Annotated in this window: 10 protein-coding genes, 1 tRNA gene and 1 pseudogene; 11 read left to right on the plus strand and 1 reads right to left on the minus strand. The window is 71.4% G+C overall.

The window, feature by feature from the left end:
- The first annotated feature begins 52 nt into the window (after window positions 1–52).
- The 4 genes and pseudogenes from MTR79_RS06105 to MTR79_RS06120 all read left to right on the plus strand — a co-directional run bounded on the left by MTR79_RS06105 (window position 53) and on the right by MTR79_RS06120 (window position 3,272).
- Complete coding sequence (locus MTR79_RS06105) at window positions 53–322, plus strand: hypothetical protein (RefSeq protein ID WP_244789499.1); 270 nt, start codon at window positions 53–55, stop codon at window positions 320–322.
- Window positions 319–1,689: a replication initiator gene (locus MTR79_RS06110; RefSeq protein ID WP_244789500.1), complete on the plus strand. Its 1,371-nt coding sequence runs from the start codon at window positions 319–321 to the stop codon at window positions 1,687–1,689. The genes MTR79_RS06105 and MTR79_RS06110 overlap by 4 nt, the downstream gene beginning before the upstream one ends.
- The gene (locus tag MTR79_RS06115; protein WP_244789501.1) at window positions 1,679–1,891 is read left to right on the plus strand and encodes a helix-turn-helix domain-containing protein; all 213 of its coding nucleotides are present in this window, start codon (window positions 1,679–1,681) and stop codon (window positions 1,889–1,891) included. Before MTR79_RS06110 ends, MTR79_RS06115 begins: the two co-directional genes overlap by 11 nt.
- Window positions 1,888–3,272: pseudogene (locus MTR79_RS06120) on the plus strand (site-specific integrase). Before MTR79_RS06115 ends, MTR79_RS06120 begins: the two are co-directional and overlap by 4 nt.
- Window positions 3,273–3,524: 252 nt before the next feature.
- Here MTR79_RS06120 and MTR79_RS06125 read toward each other — a convergent pair.
- Window positions 3,525–3,596: transfer RNA gene (locus MTR79_RS06125), tRNA-Arg, on the minus strand.
- A 59-nt stretch (window positions 3,597–3,655) separates the two neighbouring features.
- Between MTR79_RS06125 and MTR79_RS06130 the strand changes: the two genes are divergently transcribed.
- The 7 genes from MTR79_RS06130 (at window position 3,656) to rho (ending at window position 13,460) form a co-directional block, all read left to right on the plus strand.
- A complete protein-coding gene (locus tag MTR79_RS06130; RefSeq protein ID WP_244789502.1) occupies window positions 3,656–4,204 on the plus strand; it encodes a response regulator in 549 nt (182 codons plus the stop codon).
- Between the two features lie 97 nt (window positions 4,205–4,301).
- The gene (gene nrtL, locus MTR79_RS06135) at window positions 4,302–5,453 is read left to right on the plus strand and encodes an ArgS-related anticodon-binding protein NrtL (protein ID WP_244789503.1); all 1,152 of its coding nucleotides are present in this window, start codon (window positions 4,302–4,304) and stop codon (window positions 5,451–5,453) included.
- 17 nt (window positions 5,454–5,470) lie between these two features.
- Window positions 5,471–6,862: a diaminopimelate decarboxylase gene (gene lysA / locus MTR79_RS06140; protein ID WP_244789504.1), complete on the plus strand. Its 1,392-nt coding sequence runs from the start codon at window positions 5,471–5,473 to the stop codon at window positions 6,860–6,862.
- A 157-nt stretch (window positions 6,863–7,019) separates the two neighbouring features.
- A complete protein-coding gene (locus MTR79_RS06145) occupies window positions 7,020–8,312 on the plus strand; it encodes a homoserine dehydrogenase (RefSeq protein WP_048459209.1) in 1,293 nt (430 codons plus the stop codon).
- A gap of 6 nt (window positions 8,313–8,318) precedes the next feature.
- Window positions 8,319–9,377, plus strand: a complete 1,059-nt coding sequence (gene thrC, locus MTR79_RS06150; RefSeq protein ID WP_048459210.1) for a threonine synthase — start codon at window positions 8,319–8,321, stop codon at window positions 9,375–9,377.
- Window positions 9,378–10,096: 719 nt separating this feature from the next.
- A complete protein-coding gene (gene thrB / locus MTR79_RS06155) occupies window positions 10,097–11,014 on the plus strand; it encodes a homoserine kinase (RefSeq protein ID WP_086700728.1) in 918 nt (305 codons plus the stop codon).
- A 418-nt stretch (window positions 11,015–11,432) separates the two neighbouring features.
- On the plus strand, window positions 11,433–13,460 hold the full coding sequence (gene rho / locus MTR79_RS06160; protein ID WP_244789505.1) for a transcription termination factor Rho: 2,028 nt from the start codon (window positions 11,433–11,435) through the stop codon (window positions 13,458–13,460).
- Window positions 13,461–13,559 lie beyond the last annotated feature (99 nt).

Below are 13,559 nucleotides of genomic sequence, written 5' to 3' on the forward strand. Positions count from 1 at the left end.
GTCAGGAACCCACTCCATCCGCCACGTGAGCAGTGAAAGGAGCACTCACACTTTGTCCACCGCGCATCGTCCGCGCAAATCCCCGCCGCCCGCCTGCGACCTCAAGCAGCGTGACGCGCAGGTCCCGACTTGTGCCGGACGGGAACAGATCGTCCTCGTCGAACTCGACGGAACCGAGCAGTGGCTGTGCCCCGCGCACGCCGCCGCCCTCTGGCTCACTGACCCGACGCTGCGCTTCAGCGCCAAGACACGGCCGGAGGGCATCTCGGCCGTGATGGGGCAGGCGTTCGGCGACGGCGGCAAAGGAAGTGGTCAGCGATGACCACAGCCCTTCCGCGGAGTGTCTCGGCGCTCGTCGCCAGAGCCTCGGACCCGGATTTCGCCGCCTGGCGCCGGAACATCGTCCGCCTCGGCGGCTGCACCAACCCGATTCACCTGGTCGGCGCGGCCACCGTCTACGACACGACGACCGGCGCTGCTCTGCTCTCCTACGGATCGGATGCCTATGGCGGTCGCCTGCTCACCGCGTGCGGCAACCGGCGGGCGACGGTCTGCCCGACCTGTTCGGCCCTGTACCGGGCGGACACCTACCAACTCGTCCGGGCCGGGCTCGTCGGAGGGAAGAACGTCCGCGAGGCGGTGAGGGATCACCCACGGGTGTTCGCCACGCTCACCGCCCCCGGGCTCGGCCCGGTCCACACACGCCGCGAACGTGACGGGCACGTGCGACCCTGCCGGCCTCGCCGGACAGGTGACCACTGCGCGCACGGGGCTCCGGCTGGGTGCCGGGAGCGCCACCCGGCGGGCGATCCCCGTCTCGGTGAACCTCTCTGCCCGCGCTGCTACGACTACGCGGGGGCGGTCCTCTGGCACGCGTTCGCCGGTCAGCTCTGGCACCGGTTCGGGCTGGAGCTGCGGCGGGAGGTCGCCCGGCGGGTCGGCCTGTCACGTACGGAGTTCGGAGAGGTCGCCCGGCTCTCGTACGCGAAGGTCGCCGAGTACCAGCGCCGGGGCCTGGTCCACTTCCACGCCGTGATCCGCCTCGACGGCCCGGACGGACCCGACTCGCACCCGCCCGGCTGGGCCACGGTGCCGCTCCTCGTGGACTCCGTGCGGGCCGTGGTCGGAAAGGTGCGGCTGACCGCCCCTGGCTCGGCGGTCATCGGGCCGCGGGTGCTGCGCTTCGGCACCCAAGTCGACGTACGGCCGGTCACCTCGTCCGGACGGACAGCGGGGGAGCGGCCTGCCTCAGCGGCGACCGTGGCGGGCTACATCGCCAAGTACGCCACCAAGGGAGCGGAGACCGCCGGCGCCGTGGACGGCCGAATCCACCACGCACGGGACATGGTCATGCTGCCGGTTCGCGCTCACGTGCTGCGCATGATCAGTACGTGTTGGTGGCTCGGCGGTCTGCCGGAGTTCACCCCGCTCGGGCTGCGGCGCTGGGCCCACATGCTCGGATACGGCGGCCACTTCTCCACCAAGTCGCGCCGCTACTCGACTACGCTGACCGCCCTCCGGCAGGCCCGTGCCGACCATCGCGCGGAGCAGCAGCGGGACGCCCTCGGCCTGCCAGAACACTCGACGGTCACGGTCGGCCACTGGCGTTACGCGGGGCGCGGCTACTCGCCGGAAGCGGCACTCCTGGCGGCCTCCGTGCGGGAGGGCGGTGCTCGTCATGGCACGTGACACCCGTACGAAGGCGACAGAACTGCTCACCGTGCGGCAGGTGCTCGACGAACTGGGCGGCATCTCCCGCCGAACCTTCTACCGCTGGCGGGAACTGCGGATCGCCCCGGCCTGCATCCGCCTTCCGAACGGCGAACTGCGGGTCCGGCGTGACGTGCTCGACGAGTGGTTGGAGGAACGGGCGGAGGGGGCGGCGTCGTGAAATCCTACAAGGCTTCCGTGTGGAAGCTCTCGGTCAACAAGACCACCAAGAAACCGACCTACCTGGTGCGCTGGGTGGTCGATGGTCAGCCCTTCAGCGAATCGCACAAGACCAAGGCATTGGCCGACCGCTTCCGCGCGAAGCTAGTCCGGGCGCTCGATAAGGGCGAGCCGTTCGACACCGTGACCGGACTGCCCGACTCCCTGCGGGGTGGCAAAGCGGCACTGTCCTTCCTCGACCCAGCGGTCAAGTACGTCGACGCCCGGTGGGCGGAGGCGTCCGCCAAGCAGCGGGACAGCATGACGGACGCCTTGGCGACGTCGTTCCCGTCCTGGTCAAACCGGGGCGGGGGCGGCCCGCTCCGGAGGTGCTGCGGCGGGCGCTGCGCTCGTACATCCTGCCTGTGCCGCGCAGGGAGAGGGAGCGGCCGGAGGAGATCGCCTCCGCCGTGCGGTGGATCGAAAGGGCGTCGCTTCCGGTCGGAGAGCTGCAAGAGATCACCCGCGTACACGAGCTGATCGACGGATTGAGCCGGAGGCTGGACGGCAAACCCGCGGCGACACAGACCTACCGGCGTCGGCGGGCTGTTGTCTTCAACGCCCTGGAGTTCGCGGTGGAGCTGGAACACCTCACCTCCAACCCGCTGAGCCGCGTCCGGCGCAAGCGGGGCAAGCGGGCGGTGCAGGAGGTCGACCGCCGGGTGGTGGTCAATCCGCGGCAGGCTCGGGAGCTGCTGACCGCGCTCACCTACGTGGGTGGCTACGAACGGGCCAGTGGCCGGCGGCTGCGGGCCTTCTTCGGGTGTCTGTACTACGCGGCCATGCGGCCGGGGGAGGCACTGGGGCTTCGTCGCTCCGACTGCACGCTTCCGGCACAGGGCTGGGGCCGTATCGAGCTGGCGGAGACCCGCCCCACGGCCGGGAAGGCGTGGACCGACTCAGGCGAGGCGCACGACCGGCGGGGCCTGAAGCAACGGGCCCAAGGAGAGGTACGTACCGTGCCGATTCCGCCCCCGCTCGTGAGGTTGCTCCGCGAGCACCTGGACGAGTTCGGCACGGCGGAGGACGGGCGGCTGTTTTCCAGCGAGCGGGGCAACGTGATCGCCGCGTCGTCGTACTCCCGTGCCTGGAAACAGGCTCGGGAACTGGCGCTCGTCCCCGATCAGGTGTCCTCGGTCCTCGCGTTCCGGCCGCACGACCTCCGGCACGCGGGCGTCTCCCAGTGGCTCAACTCGGGTGTGCCCGCCCCAGAGGTCGCCGCACGGGCCGGCCACTCCGTGGACGTGCTGCTGAAGATCTACGCCAAGTGCGTCGACGGCCAGGAGCAGGAGATGAACGACCGGATCATGCAAGGGCTGGGGGAGGACGACACCGAGAGCTGAGGACGGTCATGACCAACGGGCCGGAAGCCTTGGAGAGATCCGGGGCCTCCGGCCCGTCCACGTATGGCCCACAGCGCTACGCTGAGGGCCTTCGGAACTCGTGCCTGCGGCGGAGCACTTCAAGATCAACACGCTATTACAACGTGATCACTGGCAAACGGCTGCTTCCGGCGGCACTCGCCTGCACATACGCGAAGACCCCGTTCTCAGCGTTTCCGCTGGTGACGGGGTCTTTGGGCACCTCATACAGGGTGCCCCCGGCAGGATTCGAACCTGCGCACACGGCTCCGGAGGCCGTTGCTCTATCCCCTGAGCTACGGGGGCGTGTCGGTCGCGGTGATCGCGGCGACGGGTAGAACACTACCAGTTCTCCCGGGGTGGTCATGAACCACTTTCCGCGTCCGGCGGCGTCCGTCCCGCGTGTCGCCCGTACCCCGGTCGGGGTGGAAGTGGGGAAACACCGGACGCGATGGCCGGTCCCGACCTACTCTCGAGTCGTGCCGAGCACTTCGGGCCGGGTTCTTGTGGTCGACGACAACAAGGTCATCCGGCAGTTGATCAGGGTCAACCTCGAGCTGGAGGGCATCGAGGTGGTGACCGCGGCCGATGGTGCCGAGTGTCTGGAAGTCGTTCAGCAGGTGCGGCCCGACCTCATCACCCTGGATGTCGTCATGCCCCGGCTCAACGGGCTCAGGACCGCCGCCCGGCTGCGGTCCGACCCCCGCACCGCCGGCATTCCCCTCGTCATCGTCAGCGCCTGCTCTCAGCACGAGGTCGAGAGTGGGCTCGACGTCGGCGTCGACGCCTTCCTCGCCAAGCCCTTCGAGCCGCAGGAGCTTGTGCGGGTCGTGCAGTCGCTCATCGATTCCCCGACCGGGCGGGTGCGGGGGAGCGGGGACGCCGAGGCTGCCGCCGGGCACGCCGGCAGCTGACGCCGAGCCCACCCAAGCTGTCCACGCCCGTCCACATCCCGGGACAGGCGCCCAGCCTGTTCGCCTACTCACCCCCCTCCTCGCCTACGCTTGTCCCGTGACCCCCGTCGAGCTCTCCCGCACCGTGCTGCACGCGGTGCGTCGTGCCGTCGACGAGGGAGAACTCGCCGTGGCCGTGCTGCCCGAGCGGGTCGTCGTCGCTCCCCCCGGGCCCGGAGGCTGCGGCGACTACGCCACCAACGTTGCCCTCCAGCTCGCCCGCCCGGCCGGGCAGCCCGCCCCCGCCCTCGCCGAGCTGCTGCGCACCCGACTGCTCCGTACCGACGGGATCAGCGACGTCGTCGTCACCTGGCCCGGGTTTCTCAACATCTCCCTCGACGGTGATGCCGACGGCCGCCTCGTCCGCGACATCCTCCGCGCCGGTCTCCGGTACGGGCACAGCGACACCCTCGCCGGGCAGACGGTGGAACTCCACGCCGCCCATGACGCCCGCGCCGTCGTCCTCATGGACGCCGTCGCCCGCGTGCTGCGGTCACAGGGGGCTCGGCCCCGCCTCACCTGCGCCGGGCCGCCCGAGGACGCCTGGGTGCGCATCCTCGGCGTCCCCAGCGACATTCCCAGCGACATCCCCGCAGGCATCGGTACCGGCATCGGCACGGGCGCCCCCCTCCGCCCCGTCCCCGCCCCCGCCGACCCCACCCCCCTCGGCCGCGATGCCGCCCGCTGGGCCCTGCTCCTCCCCGCCCCGCACGACCGCCCCCACATCGGCGACAGCCGGAGCGAGCAGCACCTCGCCCAGCGGGAGACCAACCCCCTCTTCCGCGTCCGGTACGCCCACGCCCGCACCCGCGCCCTCCTCCGCAACGCCGCCGACCTCGGCTTCACCCCCGAGCCCGGCCCTCTCACCCCCGAGGGCGACGGCCCCCTTACCCTCGAGCCCGGCCCCCTCAGCTCCGACGGCGACGGCCCCGTCACCGTTGACGGAGAGGCCCAAGGCCTCATCCAGCTCCTCGCCGACCACCCCCGCGTCCTGGCCGCCACCGCCGCCCACCGTGCCCCCGACCGGCTCGCCCGGCACCTCGTCGCCGTCGCCGACGCGCTCGCGCCCCTGCTGCCCTCCGTACTGCCGCTCGGCGACGAGAAACCCTCGGCCGCCCACCGTGCCCGGCTCGCCCTCGCCGAAGCCGCCGGGACGGTGCTGGCCGGTGGCCTGTCCCTGCTCGGCATCGACGCACCCGAACATCTCTAGGAAGAGCAAGACCTGCCATGAGCCGTTCCGCACACCCCGCCGGGCCCCGTCACGCCGACGTCCTCCCCGAGGGGCACTACCTCGCGCCGCCCGCCGCGCCCAACGCCCTCGACCCCAAGGTGTGGTCCGAGACCGTCACCCGTGACGCCGACGGCGTGCTCACCGTCGGCGGGATCGACGTCAAGCGGCTCGCCGAGGAGTACGGCACCCCCGCCTACGTCCTCGACGAGGTCGACTTCCGCTCCCGGGCCCGCGCCTGGCGCACCGCCTTCGGCGAGAACGCCGACGTGTTCTACGCCGGCAAGGCCTTCCTGTCCCGCGCCGTCGTGCGCTGGCTGCACGAGGAGGGGCTGAACCTCGACGTCTGCTCCGGCGGCGAGCTGGCCACCGCGCTGTCCGCCGGGATGCCCGCCGAGCGCATCGCCTTCCACGGCAACAACAAGTCCGTCGCCGAGATCCGTCGCGCCGTCGAGGCCGGCGTCGGCCGCATCGTGCTCGACTCCTTCCAGGAGATCGTCCGCGTCGCCCACATCGCCCGCGAGCTCGGCGTCCGGCAGCGCGTGCAGATCCGTATCACCGTCGGCGTCGAGGCGCACACCCACGAGTTCATCGCCACCGCCCACGAGGACCAGAAGTTCGGCATCCCGCTGGCCGGCGGTCAGGCCGCCGAGGCCGTGCGGCGCGCGCTGCAGCTCGACGGCCTGGAGCTCATCGGCATCCACTCGCACATCGGCTCGCAGATCTTCGACATGTCCGGCTTCGAGGTCGCCGCGCACCGTGTCGTGGGCCTGCTGAAGGACATCCGCGACGAGCACGGCGTCGAGCTGCCCGAGATCGACCTCGGCGGCGGCCTCGGCATCGCGTACACCAGCGACGACGACCCCCGCGAGCCGCACGAGATCGCCAAGGCGCTCACCGAGATCGTCACCCGTGAGTGTGAGGCCGCGAAGCTGCGCACCCCCCGCATCTCCGTCGAGCCGGGGCGCGCCATCGTGGGGCCGACCGCGTTCACGCTCTACGAGGTCGGCACCGTCAAGCCGCTCGACGGGCTGCGTACGTACGTGTCCGTCGACGGCGGCATGTCGGACAACATCCGCACCGCCCTGTACGACGCCGAGTACAGCGTCTCCCTCGTCTCCCGCTCCTCCGACGCCGCGCCCATGCTCACCCGGGTCGTCGGCAAGCACTGCGAAAGCGGTGACATCGTGGTGAAGGACGCCTTCCTGCCGGGCGACCTGGCGCCGGGCGACCTCATCGCCGTGCCGGCGACCGGGGCGTACTGCCGGTCCATGGCCAGCAACTACAACCACGTGCTGCGGCCGCCGGTGGTCGCGGTGAAGGACGGCCAAGCGCGTGTCATCGTCCGGCGTGAGACGGAGGAGGACCTGCTCCGGCTCGACGTCGGCTGAGACACCGCAGAAGGCGGCGACCGCGTCGACGGAAGATCTTTCGTCGGCGCGGTCATGGAAATGAAATAGATGTCTCACGATCCGGACTTTGCACAGAAAGTCCCGTTCGGTGAGTGAGACTGGTGCAACCGAGACGGTAATCAGGAAACGAGGTCGGATGATGCGTACGCGTCCGCTGAAGGTGGCGCTGCTGGGCTGTGGAGTGGTCGGCTCAGAGGTGGCGCGCATCATGACGACGCACGCCGACGACCTCGCCGCCCGCGTCGGCGCCCCGGTCGAGCTCGCCGGCGTGGCCGTACGGCGGCCGGACAAGGTGCGCGAGGGCATCGACCCCGCGCTGATCACCACCGACGCGACCGCCCTCGTCAAACGCGGCGACCTCGACATCGTCGTGGAGGTCATCGGCGGCATCGAACCCGCCCGGACCCTCATCACCACCGCCTTCGAGCACGGCGCGTCCGTCGTCTCCGCCAACAAGGCCCTCCTCGCCCAGGACGGCGCCGCGCTGCACGCCGCCGCGGAGGAGCACGGCAAGGACCTCTACTACGAGGCCGCCGTGGCCGGCGCCATCCCGCTGATCCGCCCGCTGCGCGAGTCCCTCGCCGGCGACAAGGTCAACCGGGTGCTCGGCATCGTCAACGGCACCACCAACTTCATCCTCGACAAGATGGACAGCACGGGGGCGGGTTATCAGGAGGCCCTCGACGAGGCCACCGCCCTGGGGTACGCCGAGGCCGACCCGACCGCCGACGTCGAGGGCTTCGACGCCGCCGCCAAGGCCGCCATCCTCGCCGGGATCGCCTTCCACACCCGCGTACGCCTCGACGACGTCCACCGCGAGGGCATGACCGAGGTGACGGCCGCGGACTTCGCCTCCGCCAGGGAGATGGGCTGCACCATCAAGCTGCTCGCCATCTGCGAGCGGGCCGAGGACGGCGCGTCGGTCACCGCGCGCGTGCACCCGGCGATGATCCCGCTCAGCCACCCGCTGGCCTCCGTGCGCGGCGCCTACAACGCCGTGTTCGTCGAGTCCGACGCCTCCGGACAGCTGATGTTCTACGGCCCCGGCGCGGGCGGCTCCCCGACCGCCTCCGCCGTCCTCGGCGACCTGGTCGCGGTCGGCCGCAACCGGCTCGGCGGCACCACGGGACCCGGCGAGTCCGCCTACGCGGCGCTGCCCGTCTCGCCGATGGGCGAGGTCGTCACGCGCTACCACATCAGCCTGGACGTGGCCGACAAACCGGGTGTTCTCGCCCAGGTCGCCACCGTGTTCGCGGAGCACGGTGTCTCGATCGACACGGTCCGCCAGCAAGGCAAGGACGGGGAGGCGTCGCTCGTCGTCGTCACCCACCGTGCGTCCGACGCGGCCCTCGGCGGGACCGTGGAGGCGTTGCGCAAGCTCGACACCGTGCGCGGTGTCGCCAGCATCATGCGGGTTGAAGGAGAGTAACCAGCAATGACCCACCAGTGGCGCGGAATCATCGAGGAGTACCGGGACCGGCTTCCGGTGTCGGACACCACGCCGGTCGTGACGCTCCGTGAGGGCGGTACGCCGCTCGTGCCCGCGCAGGTGCTCTCCGAGCGCACCGGCTGCGAGGTCCACCTCAAGGTCGAGGGCGCGAACCCGACCGGGTCCTTCAAGGACCGCGGCATGACGATGGCCATCTCCCGGGCCAAGGAGGAGGGCGCGAAGGCGGTCATCTGCGCCTCCACGGGCAACACCTCCGCCTCCGCCGCCGCGTACGCGGTGCGGGCCGGGATGGTCTGCGCCGTCCTGGTGCCGCAGGGCAAGATCGCGCTGGGCAAGATGGGCCAGGCGCTGGTGCACGGCGCGAAGATCCTCCAGGTCGACGGCAACTTCGACGACTGCCTCACGCTGGCCCGCTCGCTGAGCGACAACTACCCGGTGGCGCTGGTCAATTCGGTCAACCCGGTGCGCATCGAGGGCCAGAAGACGGCCGCCTTCGAAATCGTGGACATGCTGGGTGACGCCCCCGACATCCACGTCCTGCCGGTGGGCAACGCGGGCAACATCACCGCGTACTGGAAGGGCTACAAGGAGTACGCCGCCGACGGCGTCAGCTCCCGCACCCCGCGCATGTGGGGTTTCCAGGCCTCCGGCAGCGCCCCGATCGTGCGCGGCGAGGTCGTTAAGGACCCGTCGACCATCGCCACCGCCATCCGCATCGGCAACCCCGCCTCGTGGCAGCTCGCGCTCGCCGCGCGGGACGAGTCGGGCGGCCGCATCGACGAGGTGACGGACCGTGAGATCCTGCGCGCCTACCGGCTGCTGGCCTCTCAGGAGGGCGTCTTCGTCGAGCCCGCATCCGCCGCGTCGGTCGCCGGTCTGCTGAAGGCGGCCGAGCAGGGCAGGGTCGACCCGGGCCAGAAGATCGTGTGCACGGTCACCGGCAACGGTCTGAAGGACCCCGACTGGGCCGTCGCCGGCGCCCCGCAGCCGGTCACCGTCCCGGTCGACGCCGCGACCGCCGCCCAGCGGCTCGGGCTCGCCTGACCCACGGCGGCCCTGGGCTCGTCGGGCCCACGGCGGCCCTGGGCTCGTCGGGCCTGCGGCGGCCTCGGGTTCGTCGGGCCCACGGTGCCCGGTTCGTCCGGCCCGTGGCGGCTCGGCTCGTCGGGCCTGCGGCGGCCTCGGGTTCGTCGGGCCCAGGGCGCCCGGTTCGTCCGGCCCGTGGCGGCTCGGTTCGTGCGGCCTGCGGCGGCCCCGGGCTCGCCTGACCCGCGGCGACTCGGCTCGTGCGGCCAACGGCGGTCCCGGGCTCGTCCGGCTCACGGTGGCCCGGTTCGTCCGGCCTACGAGGGCTCGGCTCTTCCGGCCCGTGCGAACCCGCGTGCTTACGGCGAAGCGACCCCGCGCGTTTCCGGCGACGCGAACCCGCCGAAACCGGCGTAAGGACGCGCCGCAACCGGCGTAAGGACGCGCTGGCCCGGGGACGCTTCCCACAGGGGGTGCACAGGGGGCTTGCGACACGCATCGTGCGCCTTCTGTGCGCCCTATGTCGCAGGTGAACCTTCCTTCGATAGGCTGTAGGAAACCCGCCCGCCGCATATGCCGCGGCAGTGCGTCGTCCCCAGGGTCCCGCCAGTGATCCGGGACGGCCCGGAAGCGGCCGGCCAGCCCGGTCGGCGGCGGCCCCAGGGTTCTCGTACGTCATCGAATGTCCATCGAACGTCATTCGACAGTCCACGCAGCTCAAGGAGAGTCTTCGAGCGATGGCCGGTCCCGCGTTCCGCGCCGCCGCCGTCCGGGTGCGCGTCCCCGCCACCAGTGCCAACCTCGGCCCGGGCTTCGACGCCCTCGGCCTGGCGCTGGGTCTCTACGACGACGTCGTCGTCCGGGTGGCCGACTCCGGGCTGCACATCGACATCGCGGGGGAGGGCAGCGAAACCCTCCCGCGGGACGAGAGCCACCTTCTCGTACGCTCCCTGCGCACCGCCTTCGACCTGCTCGGCGGGCAGCCGCGCGGGCTGGAGATCGTCTGCGCCAACCGCATCCCGCACGGCCGGGGCCTCGGTTCCTCCTCGGCCGCCATCTGCGCCGGGATCGTCGCCGCCCGCGCCGTGACCATAGGCGCCGAGAGCAAGCTCGACGACACCGCGCTGCTCGAGCTGGCCACAGAGATCGAAGGCCACCCCGACAACGTGGCCGCCTGTCTGCTCGGCGGTTTCACCTTGTCCTGGATGGAGGGCGGCGCCGCCCGGGCGATCAGGATGGAGCCCGCCGATTCCATCGTTCCGGTGGTTTTCGTGCCCGCGAAGCCGGTCCTCACCGAGACCGCGCGCGGACTGCTCCCGCGCACCGTGCCGCACGTCGACGCCGCCGCCAACGCGGGCCGTGCCGCCCTGCTCGTCGAGGCCCTCACCCGGCGCCCCGAGCTGCTGCTGCCCGCCACCGAGGACCGCCTGCACCAGGAGTACCGCGCCCCGGCGATGCCGGAGAGCGCCGCACTGGTGGAGCGGCTGCGCGGGGACGGAATCCCCGCGGTCATCTCCGGCGCCGGACCGACGGTCATGGCGCTGGCCGACGCGGGCACGGCCGACAAGGTCGAAGCGCTCGCCGGCGCCGACTGGGCCGCCAACCGGCTGAGCCTGGACGTCCAGGGAGCGAGCGTCCTTCCGCTCGCCACCTGACACGGTTGCCGGATTTGGAGAGGGGGAATGTTTGTTGGATCCGGTAGTGTTAACCTCAAGTCTGCACCCGACCCCACCATGGCGAGGTGCCTCGTGTCCCCGTCCGGGACAGACATTCTTCCGGGAGCCCCCCAAGCCGCACTGTGTTCACTGCTACGTACGCGGGCAGTACGTCGTACGCGGACACTGAACGGCCCGCAGGCGGGGGCACCCCCTCTGGGGGAGCTTCGGAATCGGTGCGACCACGCCACGTGACACCGGGTGCCACGGCTCGAGGTAGCGCCATCACCAGATATCTCTTCCGCCGCGCAGGCGGACAACCGCCCCGGCACGGTCCACACATCAGGGAACGATGCCGGACAGCACAACCGGTCGCCGAGCCAGACAGGCCGACGTCCGCTCCAGGGAAGGACCCTTCGTGAGCGACACCACCGATCTGATGGGCGCACGTGTCGAGGAGACCGCTGCCGCGCCCGCCACGGACGCTTCCGCGCCTGCCTCCGGTGCCGGCTCCCGGCGGCGCCGCGGTACCGGCCTCGAGGGCATGGTGCTGGCCGAGCTGCAGCAGGTCGCATCCGGCCTCGGTATCAGGGGCACGGCGCGCATGCGCAAGAGCCAGCTGATCGAGGTCATCAAGGAGGCGCAGGCCGCCGGTGGAGGCGCCCCTTCCGGGGACGCCCCGGCCAAGGCCGAGTCCGCCGAGACCAAGCCCAAGCGCCGCGCGACCTCCCGCACGCGCACGGGTGACACGGCCGAGAAGGCCGAGAAGAAGACCGAGGCCAAGGACGAGCAGGCGCCCGCCGACAAGGCCGCGGCCCAGCAGCAGATCGACATCCCCGGTCAGCCCTCGCCGAAGGCCTCCGCCGCCGAGCAGGCCCCGGAGGGCGCCCCCGAGCGCCGCCGCCGTCGTGCCACCGCCGACGCGGGCGCCCCGGCCGCCGCGACCGAGACGATCACGGCCGAGGCGAAGACCGAGACCAAGTCCGACGCCCCGGCGCAGCAGCAGTCCCAGCAGGGCGAGGGCAAGTCCGACCACGACGGCGGCGAGGGCCGCCGCCGCGACCGCCGTGAGCGGGGCCGCGACCGCGGCGACCGCGGTGACCGTGGCGACCGCCGCAGCAAGGGCGACGACCAGCAGCAGAACCAGGGCGGCGGCCGTCAGCAGAGCCAGCAGGGCGGCGGGGGCCGTCAGGACGACGGGTACGACGACGACGGAGGCGGCCGCCGTGGCCGTCGCGGCCGCTACCGCGACCGCCGTGGCCGCCGTGGCCGCGACGAGGTGCAGGAGCCGCAGATCAACGAGGACGACGTCCTGATCCCGGTCGCGGGCATCCTGGACATCCTCGACAACTACGCCTTCATCCGGACCTCCGGCTACCTGCCCGGCCCGAACGACGTGTACGTCTCCCTCGCCCAGGTCCGCAAGAACGGCCTGCGCAAGGGCGACCACATCACCGGTGCCGTCCGTCAGCCCAAGGAGGGCGAGCGGCGCGAGAAGTTCAACGCGCTGGTCCGCCTGGACTCCGTCAACGGCATGGCGCCCGAACACGGCCGCGGTCGCCCGGAGTTCAACAAGCTGACCCCGCTGTACCCGCAGGACCGGCTCCGCCTGGAGACCGACCCGGGTGTGCTGACCACGCGGATCATCGACCTCGTGTCGCCGATCGGCAAGGGCCAGCGCGGTCTGATCGTGGCCCCGCCGAAGACCGGCAAGACCATGATCATGCAGGCGATCGCCAACGCGATCACGCACAACAACCCCGAGTGCCACCTGATGGTCGTCCTCGTCGACGAGCGTCCGGAAGAGGTCACCGACATGCAGCGGTCGGTGAAGGGCGAGGTCATCTCCTCGACCTTCGACCGCCCGGCCGAGGACCACACCACGGTCGCCGAGCTGGCCATCGAGCGTGCCAAGCGCCTGGTGGAGCTGGGTCACGACGTGGTCGTGCTGCTCGACTCGATCACGCGTCTGGGCCGTGCGTACAACCTCGCCGCCCCGGCCTCCGGCCGCATCCTGTCCGGTGGTGTCGACTCGACCGCCCTGTACCCGCCGAAGCGGTTCTTCGGTGCGGCCCGCAACATCGAGGACGGCGGCTCGCTGACCATCCTCGCCACCGCCCTGGTGGACACCGGGTCCCGCATGGACGAGGTGATCTTCGAGGAGTTCAAGGGCACGGGCAACGCGGAACTCAAGCTCGACCGCAAGCTCGCCGACAAGCGGATCTTCCCCGCGGTGGACGTCGACGCGTCCGGCACCCGTAAGGAGGAGATCCTGCTCGCCAGCGACGAGCTCGCCATCGTCTGGAAGCTGCGCCGGGTGCTGCACGCCCTCGACCAGCAGCAGGCGGTCGAACTACTCCTCGACAAGATGAAGCAGACGAAGTCGAACGCCGAGTTCCTGATGCAGATCCAGAAGACGACGCCGACGCCGGGCAACGGCGACTGACGTCACCCCCTTCTCGGGCCCCCGCGGGGCCACGCGAACGGCCGTCCCTTCACGGGACGGCCGTTTTTCGTGCACGGATGTGGTCGGACAGGTGTACGA

The organism is Streptomyces sp. BJ20 (assembly GCF_022869105.1).
Taxonomy (GTDB): Bacteria; Actinomycetota; Actinomycetes; order Streptomycetales; family Streptomycetaceae; genus Streptomyces; species Streptomyces griseoincarnatus.

What these genes read in the sequence shown, in the direction of transcription:
- MTR79_RS06110 (WP_244789500.1), top strand. Translation starts at nt 319, where the DNA reads ATGACCACAGCCCTTCCGCGGAGTGTCTCGGCGCTCGTCGCCAGAGCC.
- MTR79_RS06115 (WP_244789501.1), top strand. Translation starts at nt 1,679, where the DNA reads ATGGCACGTGACACCCGTACGAAGGCGACAGAACTGCTCACCGTGCGG.
- MTR79_RS06130 (WP_244789502.1), top strand. Translation starts at nt 3,656, where the DNA reads ATGAACCACTTTCCGCGTCCGGCGGCGTCCGTCCCGCGTGTCGCCCGT.
- lysA (WP_244789504.1), top strand. Translation starts at nt 5,471, where the DNA reads ATGAGCCGTTCCGCACACCCCGCCGGGCCCCGTCACGCCGACGTCCTC.
- MTR79_RS06145 (WP_048459209.1), top strand. Translation starts at nt 7,020, where the DNA reads ATGATGCGTACGCGTCCGCTGAAGGTGGCGCTGCTGGGCTGTGGAGTG.
- thrC (WP_048459210.1), top strand. Translation starts at nt 8,319, where the DNA reads ATGACCCACCAGTGGCGCGGAATCATCGAGGAGTACCGGGACCGGCTT.
- thrB (WP_086700728.1), top strand. Translation starts at nt 10,097, where the DNA reads ATGGCCGGTCCCGCGTTCCGCGCCGCCGCCGTCCGGGTGCGCGTCCCC.